The following is a 26,176-nucleotide window of genomic DNA, read 5'->3' on the forward strand; positions in this document are numbered from 1 at the left end:
GCTGGTTTTCGGGTCGGCCCATGCCCGCCCCCTGACGGCGCACAGGCTGTATGCCGGGGCGCACCGGCGGCCGCACCGGCGTGCCCCACGGCCACGGCGCATCGCGCGCGGCGCATCAGGCGGCCGGCCCGGGTGCGGCGGCATCCCTAGAGGTGCGCGAGTTTCTCCAGTACCGGCGCGGCGGTCCGGAGCGCGGCCCACTCCTCCTCGTCGAGCCCTTCCACCAGGGACGCGAGGAACGCGTTGCGCTTGCGCCGGCTCTCCTCCAACATCGCCTCGGCCCGCTCGGTCTGGGTGACCACCTTCTGCCGCCGGTCCTCGGGGTGCGGTTCCAGCTTCACCAGCCCCTTGCTCTCCAGCAGGGCGACGATCCTGGTCATCGACGGCGGCTGCACATGCTCCTTGCGGGCCAGCTCACCGGGGGTGGCCGTACCGCAACGGGCGAGCGTGCCGAGCACCGACATCTCGGTCGGGCTCAGCGACTCGTCGACCCGCTGGTGCTTGAGCCGACGGGACAGGCGCATCACGGCGGAACGGAGGGCGTTCACAGCGGCCTCGTCGTCGCCATGGTTCAGGTCAGGCATGTTCTTTAGCCTAACTCATTACTCTCGCTAAAGACCACCGGAACTCCACAGCCGCGCCCGTGAGCCCCGCCACTCACGCCGACCCCAACTATGCCGATCCCCTGCCCGGATCACTCATATGAGTGACTAGTACGCAGAACATGACACGACAGAGCAGAGCACACCTGACCCTCGTACACATGGGGACCACTGTGCTGAGCCTGCGGATAGACGGGGAGCTGCTCGAACGGCTCCGGACCCACGCGGCGAAAAGGGGAATGAGCGTCCAGGACTACGTGATCGGGACGCTCATTCGGGACGACTTCGACGAGCGGTTCCAGACCGCGGTCGAGGAGACGGAGAAGTTCTACGGTGTGACGTGAGGGGCGGCCGCGGTCACCCGCAGCGGCCGCGCACCGCTCACGTCAGACCCAGCGCCGGCATCAGGTAGTAGAAGAGGAAGACCGCCGAGACCACGTACATCGCGACCGGGACCTCACGGCCGCGCCCGGCGGCCAGGCGCAGCACGACGAAGGTGATGAAGCCCATGCCGATGCCGTTGGTGATCGAGTAGGTGAACGGCATCATCACCATCGTCACAAAGGCCGGGACCGCGATCGTGTAGTCGGCCCAGTCGATCTCGCGGACGGAGTTCGCGAGGATCAGGAACCCGACCGCGAGCAGCGCCGGGGTGGCCGCCTGGGAGGGGACCATCGTGGCGATGGGCGTGAGGAACAGCGCGACCGTGAACAGGGCACCGGTCACCACGTTGGCGAAACCGGTGCGCGCCCCCTCGCCCACACCCGCCGTCGACTCCACGAAGCAGGTCGTGGCGGACGAGGAGCTGGCACCACCGGCCGCGACGGCGATGCCGTCGACGAACAGCACCTTGTTGATGCCCGGCATCTGACCGTCCGCGTCGGTCAGCTTGGCCTCGTCGCCGACGCCCATGATCGTGCCCATCGCGTCGAAGAAACACGACAGCAGCACGGTGAAGACGAACAGGACGCCCGTCAGCAGGCCGACCTTGCCGAAGCCGCCGAAGAGACTGACCTCGCCGAGCAGCCCGAAGTCGGGGGTCGCGACCGGGTTGCCGGGCCACTTCGGGGTGGTCAGACCCCACGAACCCGCCGGAAGCTTGGCGACGGCGTCGACGACCACCGCGAGCAGCGTCATCGCGACGATCGAGATGAGGATCGCGCCCGGCACCTTGCGCACGATCAGCGCGAGCGTCAGCAGCGCCCCGAGCACGAAGACCAGCACGGGCCAGCCGTTGAGGTGCCCGTCCGCACCGAGCTGGAGCGGCACGGTCGTCCTGGCGGCATCCGGGATCCGGGTGACGAAGCCGGCGTCGACCAGGCCGATCAGCATGATGAACAGACCGATACCGATGGAGATGCCCTTGCGCAGGCCCAGCGGCACCGCGTTCATCACGCGCTCCCGCAGACCCGTCGCCACCAGCAGCATCACGACGAAACCGGCCAGCACGACCATGCCCATCGCGTCCGGCCACGACATGCGAGGCGCGAGCTGGAGGGCGACGACCGTGTTCACACCGAGCCCCGCCGCCAGCGCGATCGGCACATTGCCGATGACGCCCATGAGGAGGGTGGTGAAGGCGGCGGTGACCGCGGTGGCGGTGACCAGCTGTCCGTAGTCCAGCTGATGCCCGTACATGTCCTTCGCGCTGCTCAGGATGATCGGGTTGAGCACGATGATGTACGCCATCGCGAAGAAGGTGGCGAAACCGCCCCGGATCTCACGCGACAGCGTGCTGCCGCGCTCCGTGATCCTGAAGTAGCGGTCGAGGGAGCTGCCCTGCGGGGACATAGGAGACCTCATCCCCAACAGGTCGCGGGCGCTGCGGGAGCACCACCGGAGCATGCTGGAGTTTTCTACGAACAGAAGTGGCCAATCAGAAACCGTTTCAGTATGAACATACATTGCGGCAAAGACCATCTCCGCGCGTAGACCCGCGCGCCTCGTAAGCTGTGCCCCATGGCGAAGTGGACCCCCAAGCACGAGGCACCGGAGCCCCTGGAAGGGCCCATCGTGCCGACCATCATCGGCGGCACGATCCTGTGGCTCGTCCTCTTCGTCGTCCAGCTCCCCTTCTACGGCTGGTACGAGGACCACGGGCACGCCTGGTGGGTGTGGACCTGCCTGGCGGGCGGCGGACTCGGCTTCATCGGCATCTACTACGTCCGCAGACGGGACGCGGCGATCAAGCGAGACACGGCCCGGCAGGCCGAGGCGGAGGCCGGCGAGGCCGAGGCCGGTGACGTGGAGGCACGGCCCGCCACCAACTGAGCCCGTCCGGCGATCGAGGACGAGCCCGAAGGGCGACAAGCGGGGGTCCGGGGGCGCGGCCCCCGGCGGCCCGCATCAACCGACCGCACCCGCCACACCCCCGCACGTACGACCCCGGCACCACGCCGAAGCAGAACCCTCCTCCCCTGGTCGGATCTTTCGCCCACTCGATGGGTGAACCCCCGAATCCGCACGTACCGTCGGATGCATGACGCACATCGACGCGGGCACCGACCTCGATCCTGTGCACCCCACCACCGCCTCGGCCCCCCTGGACACGAGGCGGGCGCGTGGGCTGTCGGCCGCCGAAGTGACCGAGCGGGTGGCCCGTGGCGAGGTGAACGACGTACCCGTACGGAGCAGCCGCTCCACGGTGGACATCGTCCGCGCCAACGTCTTCACCCGGTTCAACGCGATCATCGGCGTCCTCTGGGTGATCATGCTGTTCGTCGCGCCGATCCAGGACAGCCTCTTCGGCTTCGTGATCCTGGCCAACACGGGCATCGGCATCGTCCAGGAGTGGCGGGCGAAGAAGACCCTCGACTCCCTCGCGGTGATCGGCGAGGCGAGGCCGACGGTCCGGCGGGACGGCGTCGCCGCCTCGGTCGGTACGTCCGAGATCGTCCTCGGGGACCTGATCGAGATCGGGCCCGGCGACAAGATCGTCGTCGACGGGGAGTGCGTCGAGACCGACGGCCTGGAGATCGACGAGTCGCTGCTCACCGGTGAGGCGGACCCGGTCGTCAAGCAACCCGGTGACCAGGTGATGTCCGGCAGTTTCGTGGTCGCGGGCGGCGGCGCGTTCACCGCGACCAAGGTCGGCCGGGAGGCGTACGCGGCCCAGCTGGCCGAGGAGGCGAGCCGCTTCACGCTCGTCCACTCCGAGCTGCGCTCCGGCATCTCCACCATCCTCAAGTACGTCACCTGGATGATGGTCCCGACCGCGATCGGTCTGATCATCAGCCAGCTGATCGTGAAGGAGAACGACTTCAAGGACTCCGTCGCCCGCACGGTCGGCGGCATCGTCCCGATGGTCCCCGAGGGCCTGGTCCTGCTCACCTCCGTCGCCTTCGCCATCGGCGTCATCCGGCTCGGCCGCAAGCAGTGCCTGGTGCAGGAGCTGCCGGCCATCGAGGGCCTGGCCCGCGTCGACACCGTCTGCCTCGACAAGACGGGCACCCTCACCGAGGGCGGCATGGACGTCACCGAGCTGCGCCCCCTGGCCGGGACGGACGAGTCGTACGTACGCCGCGTGCTGGGCGCCCTCGGCGCGTCGGACCCACGGCCCAACGCCTCGCTCCAGGCGATCATCGACGCCTACCCGGACGGCGAGGACTGGCGCTGCACCCGGTCGCTGCCCTTCTCCTCGGCCCGCAAGTACAGCGGCGCGGCCTTCGGCGAGAGCGACGGCGGGTCCAGCACCTGGCTGCTGGGCGCCCCCGACGTCCTGCTCCCCGACGACGACCCGGCCCTCACCGAGACCGAACGGCTCAACGAGGACGGCCTACGGGTGCTGCTGCTGGCCCGGGTCACCCGGGAGCTGGACGACCCCGAGGTCGCGACCGACGCGCGCCCCACCGCCCTCGTCGTCCTCGAACAGCGGCTGCGTCCGGACGCCGCCGACACCCTGCGCTACTTCGAGGAGCAGAACGTCCGGGCGAAGGTCATCTCCGGCGACAACGCGGTCTCGGTCGGCGCGGTGGCCGGCAAGCTCGGCCTGGCCGGCGAGGTGGTCGACGCCCGCCGGCTGCCGGCCGAGCGCGACCACATGGCGACGGCCCTCGACTCGGGCACCGTGTTCGGCCGCGTGACCCCCCAGCAGAAACGGGACATGGTCGGCGCGCTCCAGTCCCACGGCCACACGGTCGCGATGACCGGCGACGGCGTGAACGACGTCCTGGCCCTCAAGGACGCCGACATCGGTGTGGCGATGGGCTCCGGGTCGGAGGCGACCCGGGCGGTCGCCCAGATCGTCCTCCTCAACAACAGCTTCGCGACGCTGCCGTCGGTGGTCGCCGAGGGCCGCCGGGTGATCGGCAACATCACCCGCGTGGCGACGCTGTTCCTGGTCAAGACGGTCTACTCGGTGCTGCTCGCCATCCTGGTCGTCTGCTGGCAGGTGGAGTACCCCTTCCTGCCCCGCCATCTGACCCTGCTCTCCACCCTGACGATCGGCGTCCCGGCCTTCTTCCTCGCCCTCGCCCCCAACAAGGAGCGGGCGAAACCCCACTTCGTCCGCCGGGTCATGCGGTACGCCATTCCGGGCGGCGTCCTGGCGGCCCTGGCGACCTTCGCCACGTATCTGATCGCCCGTCACCACTACACGGGGGCCGACGCGTTGGAGGCGGAGACCAGCGCCGCCACCCTCACGCTCTTCCTGATCTCGATGTGGGTACTGGCCATCATCGCCCGCCCGTACACCTGGTGGCGCCTCGGTCTGGTCGCCGCGATGGCGGCCGGCTTCCTGCTGGTCCTCGTCGTCCCCTGGCTCCAGGACTTCTTCGCGCTGCGCCTGGTCGGCACGACGATGCCGTGGACCGCGGTCGCCGTCGCGGCCGGGGCCGCGGCGGTCCTGGAGTTCTTGTGGAGGTGGGTGGACCGCCGCTTCCCCGCGTAGCCGACGGGCCTCCGCGTGGCCGGCGGGCCTCCGCGTGGCCGGCGGGCCTCCGCGTGGCCGGCGGGCCTCCGCGTGGCCGGCGCATGCCCACGCAGCCGGCGCCTCCCGGCGCACGGCGGGCGCGCGCAAGGGGGCGTACGCCCGCGCGCGAAACCGGACCCGCGCGGTCGGCGTCCTCGCTTCTGACCGACCCCGCCGCGGCCGCTCCCCGCCCTCACCGGCCGGTGGAACGGGTCCGTGGCGGGGCGTGCGGTTCAGGGAGGGGAGAGGCACCACATGAACCCGGATCAGCCGGTGGAGTTCCACGCCTCGTGCGGTCATCTGATCTCGGCACCGGCCGATCGCGTGGGGCAGGAGGTCCGCTGTCCCCACTGCCATCGGGTGGTGCGGGTCCCGTCCCCGGACGTCCCGTACGCCTCGGTGGTGCCCGTCCCGGCCGGCGCCGTCGAGCCGCCCGCGCTGACCGCCCTCTACGTGACCACTCTCGTCGGTGGTCTCCTCGCCGCCGGACTCGTCTACCTGGTCATGTTCGACGAGTTCTCCGAGTCCGAGCTGGTCTCGATCACACCGCTGTGGTTCTTCCCCGTCGTCTTCGGCCTGTACGGCTTCGCCTCGCAGCGGTTGCTGCGCCACATCGCGACCGGCCGCGCGGGAACCCTCGGCGAGGCGGCCCGGCTCTCCATCGACGTGGCCGGCTACTGGGCGGCCCTGGTGCTCTTCCCGTTCCTGGTGCTGAAGTGGCGCAGTTCGCTGCTGGTGTCGCTGGCGGCGGCGCTCTTCTGGGCCGTCCTGCTGTGGCTGTTCTTCGCCCTGCTCTTCCCGATGCTCTGACCGCGCGACGAGGGGGTGCCGCCGTCCGAGTACCGGCCTGCGCAACGGAAAGGGCGTCGGCCCGGGAGACCCCCCGGCCGACGCCCTGCCTCTGACCGCTGCCTGCGGCTTACTTCACGTCGATGGCGTCGGCCGCGGAGGTCACGGCCGGCGTCGTGGAGGTACCCGCGAACACGAAGCGGAACGAACCGTCGGCGCTCGCCTTGACGGTTGTCCTCAGCGCACCGCCGGAGCCGGACTTGACGGTCTTGACGTCCTTGTAGGCGGACGTGCCCTTCTTCTTGAACTGCAGCTTCACCGACTGGCTGGTGTAGCCCGCGTACTTGAGCGTGTCCCAGTTGGCGCGGGTCAGCTTGCCGGAGACCGTGATGGTCTTGCCCTTCTTGACCGGCTCGGGAGAGGCGTTGGTGGTCAGCGCGGACGCGCGCTTGACGCTCGCCGTGGAGTGCTTCTCCCGGATGTTGCGGTCGCCGTCCTTGGCCAGGGCACCGGCGAAGACGTGCCACTTGCCGGCCAGGATGTTGCTGTAGATGTTGTCGTTCGGGTCGGCGACGACGGTCACCTTGCAGGTGGACGTGGTCGCGTCGACGGCGGTGCAGGTGCCGTTCTCCGCGTCCGGGACCATGGCGCCCACGACATCGCCGGAGTCGATGTCGTTCCCCTTCCACAGGAACGCGTAGCCGTCCTCGATGCCCGACGGGTCGGTCGCGGTGACCGAGAGGGTGACGCTCTTCTTCTTGGAGGTGCCGACCACGATGTCCTTGCCACCGTTGACGGTGACCTTCTTGATGACGGTGTCGCCGACGATCTCGTCCGCCAGGGCCCCGAACGGCGTGACCGACGCCCCGAGGGCGCCGGGCGCGTCATCGGCCTGCGCGGCCGGAACGGCGAAGACGGACAGGGCGAGGGCGCCCGAGACGGCGATCACAGTGGCACGCATACGCATGTATTCCCCCGGTGGTGAGATGGGGCCGACGGTCTGGTCGCATCGGCCCGGGTGGTCGCGAGTCGGCTGACCCGCCGGCTCTGCGGGTGGGGGACGCGCCGGTGCGCCCTGCGTGTCCCCCTGGCTCCTGCTGCTTACTGCACGTCGATGGTGTCGCCCGTGGCGGTCGCGCCCGCCGTGGTCGACGTGCCCGCGAAGACGTAGCGGTACGTGCCGTCGGCGCTCGCCTTGACGGTGGTGGACACGTCGCCCGTGGAAGCAGAGTTGACGGTCTTGACCGTCTTGTAGGCGGTCGTGCCGGCCTTCTTGAACTGCAGCTGCACCGGCTGGCCGCCGAGCGCGCCGTTCACCCCGGTGTTCCAGTTGGCGCGGGTCAGCTTGCTGGTGACGGTGATCGTCTCACCCTTCGCGACCGGCTCCGGAGAGGCGTTCGCGCCCGCGAGCTGGGCGGCGCGCAGGACCTTGAAGGACTTGATGTTCTCCCGCTCGATGAAGTCGGCGTCCTTGCCCTGGGCGATGGCCCAGGTCTTCCAGGTGCCCGCGTGAGCGTTGAAGGCGTTCGAGCCGGCCTCGATGGTGTAGTTCGCCGAGCAGGTCGCCTTGGTGGAGCTGGCCCTGGTGCACTTGATCCAGGTGTTGCTGGACGGAGCGGCGGTGTCCATGTTCGCGGTGCTCGAACCGCGGTACAGGAACGCGGCGGCACGCCAGGCGCCGGAGTTGTCGGTGACGGTGAACTTGAGCTTGACCGTCTTCTTGGCCGTCGCACCCACGACGACGGGCTTGCCGCCGTTGACGACGACGTTCGAGATCTTCGTGTTGCCGCTGGTGATGTTGTCAGCCTGTGCGGCCGGAGCGACGAAAGCGGTCAGGGCCAGGGCGCCGGTGACGGCGCCCACGATGGCACGCTTGTGCAAAATATTCCCCACGTGGTTGGGATCTCACGGCGGCGCGGCGGCGGCGCACGAGATCCGGTCAGGTCTGAGGAGCCCGTCGGCTTCTGGGAGTCATGCGACTCCAGGGAAAACCGTCGGCTCGGGTGATCAGATCCACGAGTGTGGCGAATGGTTGTACGAGTTTCGCGTTTCCCGTGAAGATGTAGCCCAGATCACATCGAGCCGACGTACTCCTCGGCCCGCGCTCAGTCGAACCAGCGATCCCGCGCCAGTTCCTCCGTCCTGGACGGGTCTTCGAGCAGCGCGGCAACCTCGAAGCGGCGTGGCCACTGCCCGGCCGCCCAGGCCAGTCCGGCCGCGACACCCTCCAGCGTGGCCGCGTGCAGCACACCGTCGCGGGTACGGCGCCAGTCCAACTCCACGCCGTCGACGACGAGTTCCTCGTGCTCGACGTACGACGCCGACGTGGCCGGGCCCAGCAGGACCCGCACCGACTCCGGGACCTCGTGCTCCGTGCCCTCGGAGTCGACCTCCCCCGTCACCGACTCGCTGAGCCGCCGCACCTGGAACAGCTCGGCCAACTCGGCGGCCCGCGACGGCCGTACGGGGAGCAGGGGCACACCGGAGGTAAAGGGCAGCAGGTCGGGCGAGTCGACGACCACGGCGTCGGCCGCGTCCACCACGGTCACCTCACCGTCCAGCACCGCGCGCAACTCGTCCGGGAGCGTCACCTGTTCTGGGTCCAGCTCGGCCAACGCGCCGTACAGACCGTGCAGTTGCGCGGCACCCACCGGCAGGTCGGGGTCGGCCAGCCGGTCCAGCAGTTCGGCGGCGCCGCCCGGCTCGTCCAGCAGCGCGGCCACCGAGGTCCGTACGCCCAGCGCCCGCAGCACCTGCTCGTCGTCGAAGCCGGTGGCGTCGGCCTCGTCGTACAGGCCGCGCAGCAGCGGGTCGCCGCCGGCCGCGAGCAGGCCCGCCGGGCGGCGGCCGTCGAGGACGGGGTGACCGCGCAGCCACCAGGCGGTGTAGGGGCGGACGACCTCGTGCGTACCGTCCGCGAGCAGGATGCGCACCGGCTGGACCAGCGCGTCGCGCAGCGGCGGCTTCGCCAGCAGCGCGAGCGCCTCCGGCCAGCGGTCCTCGTCGACGAGGTCCAGGTCGCGCACGGCCACGATCTCCGTCGCGACCGGCGGCACCGGGCTGTCGGGGAACCGGTCGAGGATGTCCTCGGACCACACGTCCACCGCGTCCAGCAGCCCGGCGTCGTCGGGCTCGGCGAAGTCCCCGTCGCGCGGCTCCAGTTCGTCGGGGTCGAGGACGACGTCGGTGGCGCGTACGAGGGCGAAGGTGGCGAGGACCCCGCAGGCGGCCAGGGGCTGTTCACCCCAGCGCTCGGCCAGCTCGGCGTCGACGAAGGCGAGTTCGTCCTCACGCATGACCCGGGCGAACGGGCTGCCGGGGAGGACGAGTTCACCGGCGGGCGCCAGCTCACCGTCCTCGTCGGTGAGGGCGAGGGCGCCGAGCCAGGGCTCGTCGCCGGGTTCGAGGCCCGCGTCGCGGACCAGGGCGAGGACGAGGTCGGCCAGCTCGTCGGCGTCGGGCCGCCCGTCCTCCTCGTCCCAGACGCCGCCGTCGTCGTCCAGGGAGGCGGCCACGGCGGCCCGTACCTGCGGCGTGGTGAGCACGGCGCGCGGGGTCGCGGGCAGCGCGCCCAGCTTCTCCAGGAGGGGATGCGCGGCGTCCGGGTGCGCGACCTTCAGCCCGAGGCGGGCGAGCGTGTCGGGACGGGCCGTCCCCGGGCCGTCGGGGGCCGGGAGCAGGACCTGCCGGGGCCCGATGGTGGTCCGGCCGTCGGCGAGCGGGACCGGGAGACCGGACAGACGGTCCGGATCGACGCCGGCGAGGCTGTCGTACAGCCGCCGCCACCAGTCGGGGGCCTTCTCCAGCCCGGCGAGCCGGTCGACGGCGTCGCCCAGCGGCAGGCGCGCGACGCCCAACGTCCGCAACTCCGCGCGCCGTTCGAGCCCGGCGGGCAGCAGGCTGGGCAGGACGTCCGCGAGCACCCGTACGGTCTCGGCGCCGGCCCCCTCGACGACCTCGGCGTCACGCGGACGCAGCGCGGCGGACAACTCCTCCAGCTCGTCATCGGGTTCGGGCATCACGGCACGCGGCAGGAACGCGGTCCTGGGCAGCCGCTCCAGGATCGCCTGGCGCAGCGCCCCGTCCAGCTCGCCCTTGCCCAGCGGGCCGGGCACGAGGTCGATGATGCCCTCGCCCACCGGCTCCCAGGCGGCCAGGAGCGTGGCGTACGCGTCGGCCGCGCGCTGCACGAGGAAGTCGGTGAGCGGTCCGGGCGCCGCGTGCCGCCGGGTCGTGTCCAGCGGGAAGGAGGCGATGAGCAGCGCGGGCACCCCGAGGGCCTCGTCGCTGGGCGTCGGCGCGTGCACCACGGCACTGGTGCGCGGCCGGACCGGCGCGCCGTCGGGCCCGGTCGGCACGGCCCACGTGACGGACCAGTGCGGTCGCAGCCGCTCCTCGACGGGCCGGTCGGCGAGCAGCGCGGCCTCGATCGCCCCGTGCTCGGCGACGGTGCGCCAGCGCGTCACCCCGTCCCGCGAGTCCTCCACGACGACATACGCCCCCTCCACGCGCCGTCGCAGCGTCCGCGCCTCACCGGCGCCGACCTCGATGACGACCTCGTCGAGGCCGGGCAGGGCGAGCAGCAGTGCGTCGTCGACGGCGTGCAGCAACCGCTCGGCGAGATCGGCGGCGGCGGTGTCGCGCAGCGGCAGGATCACGACGGTGTCGTACGACTCCGGAGCGGATCCCTCGGCCGCGAACGGCAGCCGCAGCAGCGGCACATGACCGTCCCGGCGGCGGATCTCGTCGCCCAGGCCGGGGCTGTGCCGGGCGGTGTCGGCGGCGAGCAGCCGGGCCTCGGCGAGCGACCAGCGGATACCGCCGTGCCGCCCGATGACGGCGGGCTCGTCGGTGACGGCGAGCACGGCGGCGAAGCCGACGCCGAACCGGCCCACCGCGCCCTCGTGGCCGCCGCCCTGGCTGTCCCGCTTCGCGGACGCGCGGAGCGTGGACAGCGACTCGACGCCGCCCGCGTCCAGCGGGGCTCCGGTGTTGGCGGCGACGAGCACACCGTCCCGGAGGGTCAGCCGCAGCCGCCCGGGGACCTTCGCCCTGGCCGCCGCGTCGGCGGCGTTCTGCGCCAGCTCCACGACGAGGCGGTCCCGGTAGCCGCCGAGGACGAGGTCCTCCTCGGCGTTGGCGTCCTCGCGGAACCGGGCGGGGCTGGTCGCCCAGGCGTCCAGCACACCCCGCCGCAGTCGCGCCGTCCCGAACGGGTCCGCACCCTCGGCCGCCGGCCGCACGAACTTGCTCACGGTTCACATCTCCCTGTCGCCTGGTGGACACGAAGGTACCGGGTCGCTGCGCCGGCTTGGGCCGGGCGCCCAGGGGGTGGGGGTAGCTGGTACGTGGGCGAGTGCGGGTGCGTGGGGGCTGGTCGCGCCCACGCGGCGGAGCCGCATATGGACACAGCCCCGCGCCCCTGAAAGACCGTCCCCCGTAATCCTGGAAGGCGACCGACGGCGGGCGCGCGAAAGCCGGGAAAAGCACGGGGCGCAGCCCCTGCTTTTCAGGGGCGCGGGGAACTGCGCGAGCAACCCCCACGCACCCGCACCCGCACCCGCACCCGCACCCGCCGAAACAGGCACCTCCGAGCTATGAGGCGCCCCTACGAGTGCCCGAGGTCGGCCTCGGACTCGGCGTCCTCCACCGGCACCGACCCGGAATCCCGCGCGGGCCGCAGCGGGAAGGGATCCACCCGCGTCTCGTCGAGCCGCGGCGGAGCCGGCCGCGGCGGCTTCGGCATGACCGCCGCCTCCGAGTGCCCCCCGCACCCGTACGTCAGGGACACCATCCGCCCGTCCGCCGGCGCGAACTCGTTCGCGCACACCCCGAAGGCCTGCCCGAGCGACCCCCCGATCGGCACGAGGAACCCACAGCTCACACACGCGGCGGGCGCGGCCTGGGCCATCGCGGTCTTGGCCCCGAAGCCCTCCTCCCACCGGTCCGCCGCCGTGTGCAGCCCGTACCGGGACAGGACACGCGCCCGGCGCATCCCCAGCTCCTCGGCGACCGCGGCGATCGACCCGCGGCTCGGCGCGAGCGGCAGGTTCGCCGGCACCCCACCGGTGACCTCGGCGTCCTCCGCCTCCACCAGCTCGGCCATGTCGTGCGAGACGGGCGAGTTGGGCAGGGGTTCGTCCTCGCCGGAGTACCCGGGCTCCAGCCGCAGGTCATCGGCTTCGGTGGGCAGCAGATCGCCGGGGCCCATGTCGCCGGGCCGCAGCCGCTCGCTCCACGGCACCCACTCCGGCGCGAGCAGCGCGTCCGGGCCGGGCAGCAGCACGACCTCGTCCAGGGTCACGAACTTCGCGCGGGAGGCGCGGGCGACGGTGACGGCCCAGCGCCAGCCTCGGTACCCCATCTCCTTGCACTCGAAGAAGTGCGTCACTACCCGGTCGCCCTCGGAGACGAGGCCCGCGTGTTCGCCCACCACGCCGGGTGCGGCGGCCTCCTCGGCGGCGGAGCGGGCGAGGTCGACGGCCTCGGCGCACAGACGGTCGGGGGTGCGGCTTCGCGTTGTCGCTGCGCTCACAGGTATCGCTTCTCTCCTACGCCGTCTCACGAGTGCGCCTCCCTCGGCGGGGGGTGCGGACGGAGCGGACCAGGGGGCCGCGTCGACGTCCGCGCCCGATCGCACTCGGGCGCACCTATGTCATCCATTCTGCGGGATGAACCAGAGGCGCGCGGCCGAGAACAACCGCCGCAGGCGCGCTATGCACGCTACCTTCTCCGAGGCTCCGCGCCCACACCGACGTAAGGGTTCCGCGATTCCGCTGCGCTCGGCTTTGGCCGACGGCGGGGGGTGAGGGGCGGCTTCGGGGGTGGCCGACGGTTGGCGGGAAACCGCCGTGGCCTGCGGCCGGCTCCGCGCGGGCGGGTGTGGGGAGACTGAGGTTGTCGGGCGTCCACAGGCCCGGTGGGGCTTCACGCGCAGTTCCCCGCGCCCCTTGAAAACCCAGGTCCCACGCCATTGCAGCCCAGGTTCCACGCCCCCCTTGCAAGCCCAGGTTCCCGCCCCCCCTGAAAGCCCAGGTTCCCGCGCCCCCTTGCCAGCCCACGTCCCGCGCCTTGGCCAGCCCACGTCCCGCGCCCCTGCCAGCCCAGGTCGCCCGTCGAAAGCCCAGGCCGCATCTCGAAACCTGGGCCCACGCCCGTCGAAAGCCCAGGCACGGCACCCCCACGAGGTCCGGTCGGCGGGTTTGAAAGGGCGCCGGCTGCGCGAGCTCGTGGACAACGGCCCTCGGCGGCCGATGAAAGCCGGGGCGCAGCCCCGCTTTTTCAGGGGCGCGGGGAACTGCGCGAGAAGTCCCCCGCACCCGCACCAGCCGACGAAACACGCACCCCCACCCCAGCAGGCGCCCGACGCCCCCCACTCCCACCTCGCGGCCATACGAGCGGTAACCGCACTACGCCCCGCCATCTCGGGGCACTATGACGAGGTGACCGGCGCCGAGCGGAGCGGAGCGCGCGGATCGGGTCGGGTGACCGGCGCGGTCCGCTCGGTGGGTCGCGCCCTGCACCTGCCGTTCACCGGCCCGGCCCGAGGCATCCGCAAGGCCACCCACGCCCACGGCGCCGGCGAGTCCGGCCTCGGCAAACTGATCGAGCTGCACGGAGTGAACGGCGCCGGCGACGTGATGATCACCGTCTCCCTCGCCTCCACCGTCTTCTTCTCCGTCCCCACCGACGAGGCCCGCGGTCGCGTCGCCCTCTACCTCGCCATCACCCTCGCCCCCTTCGCCCTGCTCGCCCCGGTCGTCGGCCCCCTCCTGGACCGCCTCCCGCACGGCCGCCGCGCCGCGATGGCCGGCGCCATGCTGGCCAGGGCGTTCCTGGCCCTGGTCCTGGTCGGCGCCGTCGAGACGGGCCGCATCGAGCTCTACCCCGCCGCACTCGGCGTCCTGGTCGCGTCGAAGGCGTACGGCGTGGTCAGAAGCGCCGTCGTCCCCCGCCTCCTCCCGCCCCGGTTCTCCCTGGTGAAGGCCAACTCCCGGGTCACCCTCAGCGGCCTGCTCGCCACCGGCGTCGCCGCCCCCATCGGCGCCGGACTCCAGGCACTCGGGCCCCGCTGGCCGCTCTACGGCGCCTGCCTGATCTTCATCGCGGGTACGTTCCTCTCCTTCACCCTGCCCGCGAAGGTCGACTCGGCGAAGGGCGAGGACCGGGCGCTGCTCGCGGCGGACGCCGAGCATCTGCACGGCCCGCACCGCAGCAGCGCGCTCAAGCGGCCGGGGCTGCGGACGGTCGGCCCGGCGGTCACTCACGCGCTCGGCGCGAACGCAGCCCTGCGCGGCCTCTCCGGCTTCCTGATCTTCTATCTGGCGTTCCTGCTGCGCATCCACCCGCTGCACGGGCAGAGCGCGGCCGTGTCGCTGGGCATGGTGGCCGTGGCCGCCGGTACGGGGAACGCGCTGGGCACGGCCGTCGGCGCGTGGGTGAAACAGCGCTCGCCGGAACTGATCATCGTGACGGTGGTCGCCGTGGAGCTCGCGGTGGCGATCCTGGCGGCGCTGTTCTTCGGCACGTTCTTCATCGCCGCTCTCGCCGCGGTCGCCGGTTTCTCGCAGGCGCTGTCCAAGCTGTCGCTGGACGCCCTGATCCAGCGTGACGTCCCCGAACTCGTGCGCACCTCCGCGTTCGCCCGCTCCGAGACCCTGCTGCAGATGTCCTGGGTGGTCGGCGGCGCCGTCGGGATCGCCCTGCCCCTCAACGGCACCCTGGGGATGGCCGTGGCCGCCGCGATCGTCGCCGCCGGCTGGCTCACCACGGTCCGCGGCCTGCTCTCGTCCGCCCGGCACGGGGGCGCGCCCCGGGCCCGGGTGGCATGACCCCGGGCCCCGCCGACCCCCGGCGCGCGCCCGGCCGACCCGGCACGCCGTACCCCACATAAGGGCACCCCTGGACACGCCAGATAGCCTTCGCCCATGACCTCCCCGCGTTCCCGTCGCGCCGCAGCCACTCTCGGCGCTGTTTCCGCCGGACTCCTCGTCCTGTCGGCCTGCGATGAGCCCACGCCGATGGCCACCGTCACGATCGGTACCGACTCGATCAGCTCCGAGGCCGCCTGCTACCGCACCCTCACCGCCGAAGAGGCCAAGGAGTGCGCGCAGAAGAAGCCCTCCAAGTCGATCGACCTGCCCCAGGGCGAGACGCTGCGCATCGGTGTCGACCCCGAGGTGTCGGAGACGGGCTGGGCCCTGTGGATCAACGGGGAGCAGGCCACCAACAACACGTTCGACAAGACCTACTGGTCCTTCGAGAACGCCGACCTGTTCGCCACCCAGCCGGGTCAGGCCGCCCAGAAGTCGCTGACCATCAGCGTCGTCGAGCAGAACGCCGAGGGCTCGAAGATCGAGGGTGTGTGGAACTTCGAGCTGAAGAACCCCGACGCCTGATCCACGGCCGACCCGCATGCGCATCCTCGTAGCCACCGCCGTCCCGGCCGAACGGGACGCGGTGGCACGAGCGTTTCCGGGCCCGGCGACCGAGACCCGGCTCCCGGCCGGCACCCTCCACCGGTTCCACGCCTCGGCCCACGCACCGGACGCGACGCCGCCCTGCTCGGCGACGACCACCGCACCCGACCACGGCGACACCCCGCCCGCACTCCCCACCGGCCCGGAGTACGACCTCCTCGCCGCCGGTGTGGGCCCCGCGCTCGCCGCCGCCTCCGTCGCCGGTGCGCTGACTGCGGCGGTCCTGGAGGGCAGGCCGTACGGGCTGGTCGTGTCCGCCGGGATCGCGGGCGGGTTCGCGCCCGACGCCCCCCTCGGCTCGCTCGTCCTCGCCGACGAGATCACGGCCGCCGATCTCGGTGCCGAGACACCGGACGGCTTCCTCCCGGTCACCGACCTGGGCTTCGGCACCGTCACCCACCACCCGCCCCGGGACCTCGTACGCGCCGCCGCGACCGCCACCGGCGCCCGTACCGGCACCGTGCTCACCGTCTCCACGGTCACCGGCAGCGCCGGGCGCGCGGCCGAGCTGCGCGCCCGCCATCCCCGCGCGCTGGCCGAGGCGATGGAGGGCTTCGGGGTCGCCGAGGCCGCCGCCGCGCACGCGACGCCCGTCCTCGAACTGCGGGCCGTCTCCAACCCCGTGGGGCCGCGCGACCGCGCCGCCTGGCGGATCGGCGACGCCCTGACCGCACTCACCACGGCCTTCGGGAAGCTGACGCCCGTACTGGAGAGTTGGAACCCACATGAGCCCTGAGACGAGCCCCGTGACCGCCCCCGCCGAAGCCGCCGCCCCCACCGCGCCCGGCGCACTGCGCATGGCGTACTCCCCCTGCCCGAACGACACCTTCGTCTTCGACGCCTGGGCCCACGGCCGGGTGCCGGGCGCGCCCGCGCTCGACGTGACGTTCGCGGACATCGACATCACCAACGGCATGGCCGAACGCGGCGACCTCGACGTACTGAAGGTGTCGTACGCCGTCCTGCCGTACGTCCTCGACGAGTACGCGCTGCTGCCGTGCGGCGGTGCGCTGGGGCGGGGCTGCGGTCCGCTGGTGCTGACGCGGGAGCCGGGCTCGGACCTCACCGGCCGTACGGTGGCCGTGCCGAGCGAGCGCTCGACCGCGTATCTGCTCTTCCGTCTCTGGGCGGCGGACACGCTGCCCGGCGGGGTCGGCGAGACCGTCGTGATGCCGTTCCACGAGATCATGCCGGCCGTACGGGACGGGAAGGTCGACGCCGGACTCGTGATCCACGAGGCCCGCTTCACCTACCGGAACTACGGCCTCCACAAACTCGCCGACATGGGCGAGCACTGGGAGGAGACGACGGGACTGCCGATCCCGCTCGGCGCGATCATCGCGAAGCGCTCGCTGGGCGCGGCGACCCTGACCACGCTCGCCGAGACGATCCGCGCCTCCGTCCGCGCGGCCTGGGACGACCCCGAGGCCTCCCGCCCGTACGTCCTGGAACACGCCCAGGAGATGGACCCGGCCGTCGCCGACCAGCACATCGGCCTGTACGTCAACGAGTTCACGGCCGATCTCGGCGAGGACGGCTACGCGGCGGTCCGGGGTCTGCTGACCCGCGCGGCGGCCGAGGGACTGGTACCGCCCCTCGGCCCGGACGCGCTCGAATTCCCTTGAGAACCAGGGGATTCGCCTGGAGCCGGCTGGTCTACACGTCCAACTGGTCGGCCACGGCGCGCAACAGACCCGCGATCTTCTTGCCGGCGGCACGGTCGGGATAGCGGCCCCGCTCCAGCATCGGCGTGATGTTCTCCAGCAGCGTCGTCAGGTCCTGCACGATCGAGGCCAGCTCGTCGGGCTTCTTGCGCTGGGCGGCGGCGACCGAGGGGGCGGGCTCCAGGATCGTCACGGACAGGGCCTGGTCGCCGCGCTGACCGGCGACGACTCCGAACTCGACCTTCTGACCCGGCTTCAAGGTGTCGACACCGGCGGGCAGTACGGAGGAGTGGACGAAGACGTCACCGCCGTCGTCGCGGGAGAGAAAGCCGAAGCCCTTCTCACTGTTGAACCATTTGACCTTGCCAGTCGGCAAAGCACACACTCCCTCGATCGCTCCCGGACTGGCCGGACACCCTTGATCTGCCGTTGAGACAGCCTACCGGGGGTCTCTCCAGCCGAACACGCCTTAAAACGAGACTGAGCCCCTACCAGTGAAGGCAGAGGCTCAAAGTGGTGCAGGAAGCGTGAGGGGCTTAGCTCTCCTTGGCTTCCGCCTTGATGCGGAAGACCGTTGCCCGACCAATCCCATGCTTGGCAGCAACCTTCATGACGCTCATGCCGTCGTTGAGGTCTTCCAGGACGGCCGTACGGTCAATCTCCCTGGGACGCCCCCAAGTCTTCCCGCTGGCCTCACGAGAGGCACGCGCAGAGGCACGGCGCTCACGCTGGAAGATGAGTTCCATCTCAGCGAACGTACCGAGCATCAGAAGAGCCATGTCCGTAGCCGGACCACCTACGCGAGTGTCAATGGTCATCGCTCCCCCGATGACCAGATGAACACCCTTCTCCCTGAGTTCCGCAACGAGAGCCAAGACCTTGTGCATGGTGCGCCCAAGCCTGTCCAGAGAGGGCACGTACAGCACGTCACCGGAACGGAGTTGGGCGAGCACTGCACCCAAGCCCTCACGCTCAAAGTCGGTACCGGTCTTCTTGTCGGCGTAGGTGCGCTCAGTCGGCACGCCCTGTGCAGCGAGCCAATCCAGTTGCCTCTTCAAGTCCTGCGCCGTGGTGCTGACTCGGGCGTATCCGTATTCGTAGGTGGTCATTTCGTCTCCCCCTGGTCTCACTGTGTCCCTGACTGACTTTCGATACCGGTATCAAAACCTACTCTGGGACAGGAGTCAAGCGAGACCCCGCCAACTGCCCGGCAAACCGCACTGAAACCGGACATAGGGACATGGTCGGCAAGGGTCGTGAGACGGGGTCTCGTATTTAAGAATCTGAGACCCCCTTGAGACGACACAAAGCCTGCTACAGAACTGGGACAATAGAAGACAGAGGGAGCAGAGGTGGAGAGATACGACAGACAGGAGATTGATCATGGGCATGAACCCCGTAGACCTAGACGTGGTCGACCGCATGGGAGCCGACACGGCAGCGCGCAGCGAGCAAGGGGCGCAGCTAGCCGAGGACGGCATGCGCGACATTGGGAACGCACTGGAGAGCCGCTCAGCAGCGTTCTCCCAGGGAGCGGCGAGCGGACGAGTAGCGCCGGTATCTAGCATTGGAAGCGCTGCAAGAACAGCACCATAAAGTGTGATCTTTCTCACACACTTACCGGATAGCGGACAGGTCGAGTAACTACACCTTACATACGGTAACGACAGAAGCCCTAGCAATTACTGATTGTGATTGCTAGGGCTTTTCGCTGCTCAGGGGCACTCCTGCTCTCACGAAAACCTCTCGAAATCGTGAGATGATTAAGGAAGAAGGGTGAGGTCGACGGAGAGAAAGAACCTATCGACCAACCTTGGAGCAATAACTATGAGCGTGACCATTCCGCGTACGACCGTGCCAACCGTACCTATTCACCAAGTCAAGAACCTTAGCATGCACGCGAAGGTTATTTGGTCTTGCTGGCAGATCGGGCTTCCCCTCACTGAAGAGGCATGGGAAGACTACCTATCTAAGATGCGCGTTCCTTACGTACCCCTCGATGCCTGCAAGGAAGAGCTACGCCGTAACGGCTGGCTGGCATAGAGGTACGGACATGAGCACAAGCATTGCAGAGATCAGCCCCGAGGCATTCACGGTGCTACACGTGATCAGAGCACACAGCGAAAAGCATGAGTACGTCTCTACCGGCGTACTGGCACACGAGACACACATGACCCCGGACCACATCAGAGAGTGCCTTAGAGAGCTGTCTGAATGGCCAGAGAGAGCCCTAGTCGCGTAGAGAAAAGGATGAGATGGAAGAGCAGACAGAAGTAATCGAGCTAGAAGGGAAGCCCCTTACACGCTGGACACCCTGGAAGCGTAAGAGAGTAGAGGCCAGAGCAAATCTCCTCTACATGTACCTGAGCCTATTCGAGGGGCAGGACAAGAGATTCAGTCAGCCTGAGCTAAGCGAAGTGCTGACACTGGGGAAGAACCAACAGCCTCTCAAAGAAGCGGTAGGGGTATTGGAGCAACGGGGATGGGTCAAGGTAGACCGCAGTAAAAAGCCCCACAGATATGAGCTATTGAAGAACGACACAGAGGAGACAGCAGAATGACGAACACCAATGCATTCACCTTCGGGAGCCAGGAGCGCTCAGATAACTACTGGGCTCGCGTTAGCGCTCCTGAGTACCAGGAAGAGAAGAGAGCTAAGCAGGAAGCCCTAGAGACGGAGCAGCGCAGAATGATTGCGGCTCACCAGGAGCAGCAGCGAGCACAGGCAATCATGACCCATGCCGGACCGGCTCTAGTCGACATGATTCGTAAGTATGACGCTCAAGGAAGACCGGCCGTAACGGCTCAGGTAGAGCGTGATTTCACTGAGGCTCTCCCTGGTGCTACCCCTGGAGAATTCCGTACCGCCCTCGAACATCTCAAGGCTTCCGGCATCGTCCATGAGCTGACTAGCTCCACACAGGGATTTATGGGTGAGCGAACAACCCATCTCTACGTACTAGAGGGCTAACCATGAACCTTAGTCTTCCGGCTACCGCGCTCTTCACAGAGCTGCGAGATACCGGAGAGCAGTACCCGAGAGATGCATTCGAGCGAGAGTTTCCAGGAGCCGACTACGACACAGCGCTTAGTGAGGCTCTGGAGGAACTTAAGAACACGGGGCCGACCGAGACAGGGCAGGCTTTCACCTATGACAAGCCAAGAGGAGTTCTCTTCTCTCAGAGGAGTTCCAGACCGATTCGGATTGACTAGACGAAACAAGAAAGCCCCGGTCCCATACGTATAAGTGTGGGAGCCGGGGCTTTCTCCTGATGGCCTCAGGTAACGGTAACAAAGTACGGAGAGAAGAAACCGTTTAGTCCGAATCATGATTCATATTTGAGCGATCGAGAAAGGATCAGAAGTGAAAACCATGCAAGTTATCGACCTAAGACAAGGATACCAGGAATGACCGACAACAATACGACCGTACCCGTTGACCTATTGGATACCCCAGACGTCATGTACAAGGGTGGAGCCTTTATCCGCACACCAAAGGCGCTGCTATACAGCTTTGATCTGACACCCCAAGCCAAAATCCTATGGCAGATCCTAGAAGAGCATGCCGGGCAGAACCGTAAGGCCAACGCTGGACAGAAGCGTCTAGCGGCATTGATGAATAACATCAGCCTGAGTCAGCTAAAGGTGTACGTGAAGGAGCTACGGGACCAGGGGTGGCTTATCACCCAGGGAAGCAACGGAGACACTCTCTCTTACACGCTGGCCATTCCAGCGGGCTTCAGAGCCCTTGATGAAGAGTCCTACAAGCACGGAACGGCACACGTAGAGGTCACCGTAAAGGACGCAATCATGGAAAAGGACAAGAAGGCATGGTGTGGGATTGAGGCCAAGGGATCTGACATTGCCCCGCGTCTGGCAGTCTCAGCCAACCGTATGAAGCTTGAGATGGACAGACGGAAGATGGGGGTAGCCGGAATCCCGGCTAGGGGGGTAGCCGGAAAACCGGCTAGGGGTAGTCGGAATACCGGCCAGGAGGTAGTCGGAATCCCGGCTACAAACAATAAGAAAGAACCAAAAGAAGTAACCATAAGAAGGGAACAACCGCTACCCCTGGCGTAGCCAGGGACAGCGAATGAGTACAGAGACAGTAATTAGGTAGACCAGAGGGAAAGCCCTGGTTGAGACTAATACCCGCCTTCGGCGGATTGGGTTTCTCCTCTGGTTTACCTGATTAGGTATCCCCGACTTCCCTATTGCTACTCCTCTGGTAATGGAATATCCCAGCCGGCTGGGGTACACTAATTCCTTTATTCAATAGGGAATCCCGGCTACTGAATAGCAATTCCAAAGGAATTCTACCCACGACTCCTAGGAAATGTGGGTAGTTCACGGGGTATCTCGCCTAGGTGGAGTTACTCCTGTCTAGCCGCCTCTGAGCTATGAGGAGAAAACTCCGAGTTTCAGAAATCCCTCAGAATCGCTAGGGAGTTACTTGTCTGGCTACGACTCAATGGCCTTGAGTCCCTGGTATGCCTCTCTCAGGTCTGCGCTCTCAGGGAGTTGCCTAGCCTCTACAGCCTTCACTACTTCCAGCGCACGCCAGTGATTCGAGGGAACCACACGGCCGGACAGAATGGCTTTCTGTGCCGAGTCGCACGCCTCATCTAGTCGGTCTTCCTTGAGGAGTACCAAGGCAAGGTCGATATTCGCTGAAGCCACACGCCTAGGCCACTGGCTTACGTCCTCACTAGGGCTCAGCCTCTTGATTACTTCCCTGGCGTAAGGCTCTGCCGCAGCATCCCCCAGCCAAGCAAGGGTTGTAGCCGTATAGGAGAGAGCCTTTGCAGGGTCGTACCGGTAATGATGCTCTGGAGTCTCAGGGGAGCCGATAGCAGCAGAGAGAGCCTGTACCCGCTCAATGGCTGAGTAGGTCTCTTTCCCGTTCCCGAGCCGCGCATTCGCTCTTCCCTCTTGTGCTGTCGCCTGAATCAAGGCTGAAGTACCGGCCGGAGCGATGTCCTGAGCCGTACGGGAGAGTTCAACGGCTTGGACATAATCCCCATCGGTAAGGACTCTCCAAGCCTCAGTCTCGAAACACCATGCCTCAATCTCAGGGTGTCCGGCCTCCCTGGCTAGCGTTGCTGCTGTCTCCAGTCGAGCCGTAGCCGCATCGTCTTGCATCAGGTCGATATGGACAGTGGCACCCAAGAGAGAGAGCCAACCCCCGACTACCAACAAGCGTCGGTGCTCGGAAAGGGTCTTCTTACTGTCCAAGAGCTTTACGACATAGGCAGAGTGCCTGCGTACCTGCCTCAGCAAGTCGGCAGGATCAGACTTTGGGTAGGCCATGGCCAGACGGTCAAAGGCGTACTCCAGCCGTTCCAGGGTGGCGTTTCCTACGTCGCTTGCCTGTACGCGTCGGGCAAGTTCCCATGCGTCCATCTCATCGTCATGAGAGCCGCTGTCTTCCACTGTGAGGGAGAGTCCGAGGTATTCGTTAAGGGCTTGGGTCAGTTCAGGAGAGGGAGCCTGTTTCCCATTGAGTACCCGGCTCAGATAGGCAACGTCATAGTGAAGTTCCTTGGCTGCACCTCTCAGGCTCTTCCCCTGTGCCTTGAGTGCCCTACGTACCTCAGACCCGAAGTCGACCATGGTGCAGCTCCCGTTGACTGTTGACGTCGAGCATAGTCAACGCTGGTCAACTGCCCTACGGGTGCACGAAATCGGTTGAGTCGGCAGACGCAACAAGAAACCCCCGGACCACAGGCGACGTGATCCGGGGGCGTCAGCCGACTAGCTAGGAGTCGACCGCCGTGAACGCTACAGCCCCGAACCATCAGTCGGAGACAGCTCCGCTGGACATCGAGACGATCAAGAGCGCTGCACAGGACGTGATCACCAACGGAGCCAAGATCGAGGACGTAGACGAGCTGGAAACGATCATCCTTCTGCTACGCGGGATGATCATGCTTCTCATCCCTGAGGTAGAGGCAGACCTAGCCCGGTACGCCAAGAGCAACACTGCTGCCGTTGGTGCCCGTGCGGGCGTCCAGGAAGCGCGTATCCGGGCTCACGCCGTACCTGGCTCGTCCATCCCCGAACTAGTCGGCCACGCACAGAGGTTGGCACGGGGGGTGCTGGCTCTCATCCGGCATCACGAAAAGCTCGGTGGTGCGGCATGAGCGCTCAGACGACCGAGCAGCCGACCATGTCGGCAGAGTGCGCGTTAGCCCAACAGCCGGACTACAGAGGGCTTCACGGCCAATGCCGACAGACCAGAGACGTTCCCCTGCCGCACTCCAGGGGCATCCTGTTAGCGCGTCGCTGCGGCTGCTCCTGCCACCGCTACAGCCGACAGACGGACGCTTCCGGCACAGGGAGACCCGAGAGCACTGAGAGCCCCTGAGAGAGGCACAGGGAGGCTCTGAGGACGGCTCCCGGCTACTGCCTCCCCCGTAGGGAGCCTCAGGCACGCGAGAGACCAGACCACCCGCTTTTGTTATTCAACCGTTAATGGTAGGGGGTCGAATTCATAAACAATTCCATAAAAGAATAAGGCGCCGCTATTCAGCGACGCCTTTTCTTTATGCTCTCTATTACTTGGCGAGAGCCAATGCCTTCCACAATTGTTCCTGCGCATTATGGCTAAGCACTAGCCTAGTCATCTTCTCTTTCTTTTCCAGGCTGAGTTCCTGAGCCATGGTCTGAATATCCCCTAGGTCCATGACCATTCCCGGCTCATTCTCATCCGTCCCCTTATCCCAAGCCCAGACCTTTACGCCATAGGTGCGGAGGAATTCCCTACGGTCTTCCTGATCCTTGGCCGTCCATTCCTCCCCGTACTTCTTACCCGTTGCCTTGAGAATCGGGTTAGCCCTCTCCTCTTCCTGCTTAGCCAGGAGAGCAATCTTTCCCGACAGTCCCTTGTGCATTCGCCAGTACGACTCTTCCTGCCCCTCCCCGTCGTACTTCCCGGCGAGGTAATCACCCTCCAGCTTTTCCAGGCGTGCCTTTGCGTCCTGGAGTTCCTTTGCCTGGGACGGTCCCTTACCGGCGCGCTCGTACATGTCCCATTGTCCGATGCTCCCTAGAATTTCCTGGTCAATCCATGCGTCGAGAGCATCCGCACGGACATACAGACCTTCCTTACAGTTCCCTCCCTTGAACTTATTGGCGCAGCGGTAATACCTGTGACCAGGAACCTTCGTGCCGTCCTTCCTCTCGTGTCCAGAGCCCTTGAGAGAGGTCACAGGGGTGTTGCAGTGTCCGCAGCGTGCGATGCCTCCCAGCAGGCTTGCAGCGCCGTTACGGGTCTCCTGTGCTCCCTCAGGCTTAGGAGCGGGAGCGATTAGGTCGACTAGCTCTAGCCACTCTTCCATTTCAGCGTGTGGCTTTTCCGGCATGATGTACGGATCGCCATTGTCATTCAGAACAACCTCACCTTTATAGGTGTAGATACCGGCGAACCAATTCGATCGGATCATTTTATTGATGATGGTTGCCTGCCACTGAATTCCCTTGGGCTCTTCCCCCTTCAATATCCGCAGATGATCCGACCACGTGAGAATTTCACGCTTATTGAAGTCCCGCGCAATCCTGTGCGTCGACTGCTTCTTTTCCCGTACCCGAGTCTTGATTTCCTCGATGTACTCCCAGAAAGACTCATCCCGCGCAATGACCTTACGGCGCTCCCCTTCCACCTGAACAATCTTGTATCCGGTGGGCGGAGCACCCGTAAGCCATGAACGGTTCTCTAGGCGTGTCTGTACGCCGTTGAGGATTCGAGCTTGGATGATGTCCCACTCAGCCTCAGCGAATACGGCTGTCATGCGAGCCATCATCTTGCCTTGGGGAGTCGAGAGGTCGAATCCCTCTTCAACACAGACGATGAACTTGCCGTTTTCCTGCGCCCACTCCAAGAGTTCATTGAAGTGCATCGAGCGACGCGTAAGCCTGTCCATCTTGGCTGCAATGATCACGTCGAATTCGTCGGCACGCTTCGTGAGCCAGCGTCCTAGCTTGGGACGCTTGAAGGGGCTCATCGAGCCTGAGACGTCCGTGTCCTCTGCCTCCCCCACCAGGACGCCGGACAGGTGCGGAGAGCTGACGTGGTGTCGGATCACGCCACGCTGCCACTCGATGGACGTCGAGCCGTCCGAGTCGGCAGACAGGCGGAGGCAGGCGAGGTAGCGCAGGTTGGGTTGCATGAGGGGAGGCTAGCGGAGTCTGTGTGCCTAGGTAACCGGCTTGACCTTGCCGGTGGGCACGTCTGTCCTCGTCCTCGTACTCGTCGGAAACTGCGTCTGAAAGGTGTTCGAAGCTGTTCTGGGTGTGTTCTGAACGTGTTCTCGGTGTGCGGAAACTGCTCTGGACAGCACTACAGCGGGTCGCCGGACCCGCCGGTCCCCAGCCTATTGGTCCGGGGGCGGGTGACAAGACGTCGGCCGACTGTTCCCTCGCGCTGGGAACTACCCTGGTCGGGTGCGTGACAAAACCCAACCGAATTCCGCCGAACCCGGTGACCGACTGATCCGTGTCGGCGGCATCGTCTTCGTCGTCGGCGCCGTGGCCACATTGGTCACCGTGGCCCCGCTGTTCCTCGGAACGACTCCGTTCCCCGTCTACATGTTCGTCCTGAGCATGCTCATGGGCGTCGGATTCCTCATCGCCGGCGCCGGAGTCCTGCAGTCGGTCGCGGCGGGCCGCAGACGGGCACGCGAAGTGCGGTCCTAGGCGTCAACGGGAACGCGTCCGCCCGCGACCGGCCTACCG

General features: G+C 67.2%; 23 protein-coding genes. 13 read left to right on the plus strand and 10 right to left on the minus strand.

The window, feature by feature from the left end; translation table 11 throughout:
* Positions 1-146 precede the first annotated feature (146 nt).
* Positions 147-584, minus strand: coding sequence for a MarR family winged helix-turn-helix transcriptional regulator (locus tag GWK25_RS39475; RefSeq protein ID WP_215456301.1), 438 nt, complete (start codon positions 582-584; stop codon positions 147-149).
* 179 nt (positions 585-763) lie between these two features.
* Here GWK25_RS39475 and GWK25_RS39480 point away from each other — a divergent pair, with 179 nt between their 5' ends.
* The gene (locus GWK25_RS39480; protein ID WP_037705660.1) at positions 764-946 is read left to right on the plus strand and encodes a hypothetical protein; all 183 of its coding nucleotides are present in this window, start codon (positions 764-766) and stop codon (positions 944-946) included.
* Positions 947-983: 37 nt separating this feature from the next.
* On the opposite strand, the gene GWK25_RS39485 is transcribed toward GWK25_RS39480, so the two are convergent.
* Positions 984-2,393 carry an NCS2 family permease gene (locus GWK25_RS39485; RefSeq protein ID WP_215456302.1) on the minus strand — a complete coding sequence of 470 codons (1,410 nt, stop codon included), beginning with the start codon at positions 2,391-2,393 and terminating at the stop codon, positions 984-986.
* Between the two features lie 168 nt (positions 2,394-2,561).
* Here GWK25_RS39485 and GWK25_RS39490 point away from each other — a divergent pair, with 168 nt between their 5' ends.
* The 3 genes from GWK25_RS39490 to GWK25_RS39500 all read left to right on the plus strand — a co-directional run bounded on the left by GWK25_RS39490 (position 2,562) and on the right by GWK25_RS39500 (position 6,321).
* Positions 2,562-2,873 carry a DUF2530 domain-containing protein gene (locus GWK25_RS39490; protein WP_215456303.1) on the plus strand — a complete coding sequence of 104 codons (312 nt, stop codon included), beginning with the start codon at positions 2,562-2,564 and terminating at the stop codon, positions 2,871-2,873.
* A gap of 208 nt (positions 2,874-3,081) precedes the next feature.
* Positions 3,082-5,490: an HAD-IC family P-type ATPase gene (locus GWK25_RS39495; RefSeq protein ID WP_215456304.1), complete on the plus strand. Its 2,409-nt coding sequence runs from the start codon at positions 3,082-3,084 to the stop codon at positions 5,488-5,490.
* Positions 5,491-5,766: 276 nt separating this feature from the next.
* The gene (locus tag GWK25_RS39500) at positions 5,767-6,321 is read left to right on the plus strand and encodes a hypothetical protein (protein WP_215456305.1); all 555 of its coding nucleotides are present in this window, start codon (positions 5,767-5,769) and stop codon (positions 6,319-6,321) included.
* A gap of 109 nt (positions 6,322-6,430) precedes the next feature.
* Here GWK25_RS39500 and GWK25_RS39505 read toward each other — a convergent pair whose 3' ends face one another.
* From GWK25_RS39505 to GWK25_RS39520, 4 genes are all read right to left on the minus strand, one after another.
* On the minus strand, positions 6,431-7,267 hold the full coding sequence (locus GWK25_RS39505) for a DUF5707 domain-containing protein (protein ID WP_215456306.1): 837 nt from the start codon (positions 7,265-7,267) through the stop codon (positions 6,431-6,433).
* A gap of 134 nt (positions 7,268-7,401) precedes the next feature.
* Positions 7,402-8,181 carry a calcium-binding protein gene (locus GWK25_RS39510; protein ID WP_215457904.1) on the minus strand — a complete coding sequence of 260 codons (780 nt, stop codon included), beginning with the start codon at positions 8,179-8,181 and terminating at the stop codon, positions 7,402-7,404.
* A gap of 224 nt (positions 8,182-8,405) precedes the next feature.
* On the minus strand, positions 8,406-11,555 hold the full coding sequence (locus GWK25_RS39515) for a sacsin N-terminal ATP-binding-like domain-containing protein (RefSeq protein WP_215456307.1): 3,150 nt from the start codon (positions 11,553-11,555) through the stop codon (positions 8,406-8,408).
* Between the two features lie 353 nt (positions 11,556-11,908).
* Positions 11,909-12,835 carry a DUF3027 domain-containing protein gene (locus GWK25_RS39520; RefSeq protein ID WP_215456308.1) on the minus strand — a complete coding sequence of 309 codons (927 nt, stop codon included), beginning with the start codon at positions 12,833-12,835 and terminating at the stop codon, positions 11,909-11,911.
* A gap of 949 nt (positions 12,836-13,784) precedes the next feature.
* Between GWK25_RS39520 and GWK25_RS39525 the strand changes: the two genes are divergently transcribed.
* The 4 genes from GWK25_RS39525 to GWK25_RS39540 all read left to right on the plus strand — a co-directional run bounded on the left by GWK25_RS39525 (position 13,785) and on the right by GWK25_RS39540 (position 17,404).
* Positions 13,785-15,131 (plus strand): MFS transporter, encoded by a 1,347-nt coding sequence (locus tag GWK25_RS39525; protein WP_215456309.1) that lies wholly within the window; start codon positions 13,785-13,787, stop codon positions 15,129-15,131.
* A gap of 96 nt (positions 15,132-15,227) precedes the next feature.
* Positions 15,228-15,698 (plus strand): hypothetical protein, encoded by a 471-nt coding sequence (locus GWK25_RS39530; protein WP_215456310.1) that lies wholly within the window; start codon positions 15,228-15,230, stop codon positions 15,696-15,698.
* A gap of 16 nt (positions 15,699-15,714) precedes the next feature.
* A complete protein-coding gene (locus GWK25_RS39535) occupies positions 15,715-16,515 on the plus strand; it encodes a futalosine hydrolase (protein WP_215456311.1) in 801 nt (266 codons plus the stop codon).
* A 61-nt stretch (positions 16,516-16,576) separates the two neighbouring features.
* On the plus strand, positions 16,577-17,404 hold the full coding sequence (locus GWK25_RS39540; RefSeq protein ID WP_215457905.1) for a 1,4-dihydroxy-6-naphthoate synthase: 828 nt from the start codon (positions 16,577-16,579) through the stop codon (positions 17,402-17,404).
* Positions 17,405-17,435: 31 nt separating this feature from the next.
* On the opposite strand, the gene GWK25_RS44420 is transcribed toward GWK25_RS39540, so the two are convergent.
* Complete coding sequence (locus GWK25_RS44420) at positions 17,436-17,819, minus strand: cold-shock protein (protein ID WP_045556039.1); 384 nt, start codon at positions 17,817-17,819, stop codon at positions 17,436-17,438.
* A gap of 160 nt (positions 17,820-17,979) precedes the next feature.
* Positions 17,980-18,552, minus strand: coding sequence for a recombinase family protein (locus tag GWK25_RS39550; RefSeq protein WP_215456312.1), 573 nt, complete (start codon positions 18,550-18,552; stop codon positions 17,980-17,982).
* Between the two features lie 1,146 nt (positions 18,553-19,698).
* On the opposite strand from GWK25_RS39550, the gene GWK25_RS39555 reads away from it, so the two are divergent.
* The 3 genes from GWK25_RS39555 (at position 19,699) to GWK25_RS39565 (ending at position 21,523) form a co-directional block, all read left to right on the plus strand.
* The gene (locus tag GWK25_RS39555; RefSeq protein ID WP_215456313.1) at positions 19,699-20,004 is read left to right on the plus strand and encodes a hypothetical protein; all 306 of its coding nucleotides are present in this window, start codon (positions 19,699-19,701) and stop codon (positions 20,002-20,004) included.
* Entirely contained in the window at positions 20,001-20,414 is a 414-nt protein-coding gene (locus GWK25_RS39560) for a hypothetical protein (RefSeq protein WP_215456314.1), read from the plus strand. The genes GWK25_RS39555 and GWK25_RS39560 overlap by 4 nt, the downstream gene beginning before the upstream one ends.
* Positions 20,415-20,851: 437 nt before the next feature.
* Positions 20,852-21,523, plus strand: a complete 672-nt coding sequence (locus GWK25_RS39565) for a helix-turn-helix domain-containing protein (RefSeq protein ID WP_215456315.1) — start codon at positions 20,852-20,854, stop codon at positions 21,521-21,523.
* 381 nt (positions 21,524-21,904) lie between these two features.
* Here GWK25_RS39565 and GWK25_RS39570 read toward each other — a convergent pair whose 3' ends face one another.
* Positions 21,905-23,056 carry a helix-turn-helix transcriptional regulator gene (locus GWK25_RS39570; RefSeq protein ID WP_215456316.1) on the minus strand — a complete coding sequence of 384 codons (1,152 nt, stop codon included), beginning with the start codon at positions 23,054-23,056 and terminating at the stop codon, positions 21,905-21,907.
* Between the two features lie 161 nt (positions 23,057-23,217).
* Between GWK25_RS39570 and GWK25_RS39575 the strand changes: the two genes are divergently transcribed.
* On the plus strand, positions 23,218-23,586 hold the full coding sequence (locus GWK25_RS39575; RefSeq protein ID WP_215456317.1) for a DUF6415 family natural product biosynthesis protein: 369 nt from the start codon (positions 23,218-23,220) through the stop codon (positions 23,584-23,586).
* 414 nt (positions 23,587-24,000) lie between these two features.
* Here the strand turns inward: GWK25_RS39575 and GWK25_RS39580 are convergent, their stop codons facing one another.
* Entirely contained in the window at positions 24,001-25,611 is a 1,611-nt protein-coding gene (locus tag GWK25_RS39580; protein ID WP_215456318.1) for a recombinase family protein, read from the minus strand.
* 274 nt (positions 25,612-25,885) lie between these two features.
* Here GWK25_RS39580 and GWK25_RS39585 point away from each other — a divergent pair, with 274 nt between their 5' ends.
* Entirely contained in the window at positions 25,886-26,137 is a 252-nt protein-coding gene (locus GWK25_RS39585) for a hypothetical protein (protein ID WP_215456319.1), read from the plus strand.
* The last annotated feature ends 39 nt before the right edge of the window (positions 26,138-26,176 follow it).

This window comes from Streptomyces sp. ATCC 21386 (genome assembly GCF_018728545.1).
Taxonomy (GTDB): Bacteria; Actinomycetota; Actinomycetes; order Streptomycetales; family Streptomycetaceae; genus Streptomyces.

Coding starts and splice junctions, on each gene's coding strand:
- GWK25_RS39475 (WP_215456301.1), bottom strand. CDS start 584: ATGCCTGACCTGAACCATGGCGACGACGAGGCCGCTGTGAACGCCCTC.
- GWK25_RS39480 (WP_037705660.1), top strand. CDS start 764: ATGGGGACCACTGTGCTGAGCCTGCGGATAGACGGGGAGCTGCTCGAA.
- GWK25_RS39485 (WP_215456302.1), bottom strand. CDS start 2,393: ATGTCCCCGCAGGGCAGCTCCCTCGACCGCTACTTCAGGATCACGGAG.
- GWK25_RS39490 (WP_215456303.1), top strand. CDS start 2,562: ATGGCGAAGTGGACCCCCAAGCACGAGGCACCGGAGCCCCTGGAAGGG.
- GWK25_RS39495 (WP_215456304.1), top strand. CDS start 3,082: ATGACGCACATCGACGCGGGCACCGACCTCGATCCTGTGCACCCCACC.
- GWK25_RS39500 (WP_215456305.1), top strand. CDS start 5,767: ATGAACCCGGATCAGCCGGTGGAGTTCCACGCCTCGTGCGGTCATCTG.
- GWK25_RS39505 (WP_215456306.1), bottom strand. CDS start 7,267: ATGCGTATGCGTGCCACTGTGATCGCCGTCTCGGGCGCCCTCGCCCTG.
- GWK25_RS39530 (WP_215456310.1), top strand. CDS start 15,228: ATGACCTCCCCGCGTTCCCGTCGCGCCGCAGCCACTCTCGGCGCTGTT.
- GWK25_RS39535 (WP_215456311.1), top strand. CDS start 15,715: ATGCGCATCCTCGTAGCCACCGCCGTCCCGGCCGAACGGGACGCGGTG.
- GWK25_RS39540 (WP_215457905.1), top strand. CDS start 16,577: ATGGCGTACTCCCCCTGCCCGAACGACACCTTCGTCTTCGACGCCTGG.
- GWK25_RS39550 (WP_215456312.1), bottom strand. CDS start 18,552: ATGACCACCTACGAATACGGATACGCCCGAGTCAGCACCACGGCGCAG.
- GWK25_RS39555 (WP_215456313.1), top strand. CDS start 19,699: ATGGAAGAGCAGACAGAAGTAATCGAGCTAGAAGGGAAGCCCCTTACA.
- GWK25_RS39560 (WP_215456314.1), top strand. CDS start 20,001: ATGACGAACACCAATGCATTCACCTTCGGGAGCCAGGAGCGCTCAGAT.
- GWK25_RS39565 (WP_215456315.1), top strand. CDS start 20,852: ATGACCGACAACAATACGACCGTACCCGTTGACCTATTGGATACCCCA.
- GWK25_RS39570 (WP_215456316.1), bottom strand. CDS start 23,056: ATGGTCGACTTCGGGTCTGAGGTACGTAGGGCACTCAAGGCACAGGGG.
- GWK25_RS39580 (WP_215456318.1), bottom strand. CDS start 25,611: ATGCAACCCAACCTGCGCTACCTCGCCTGCCTCCGCCTGTCTGCCGAC.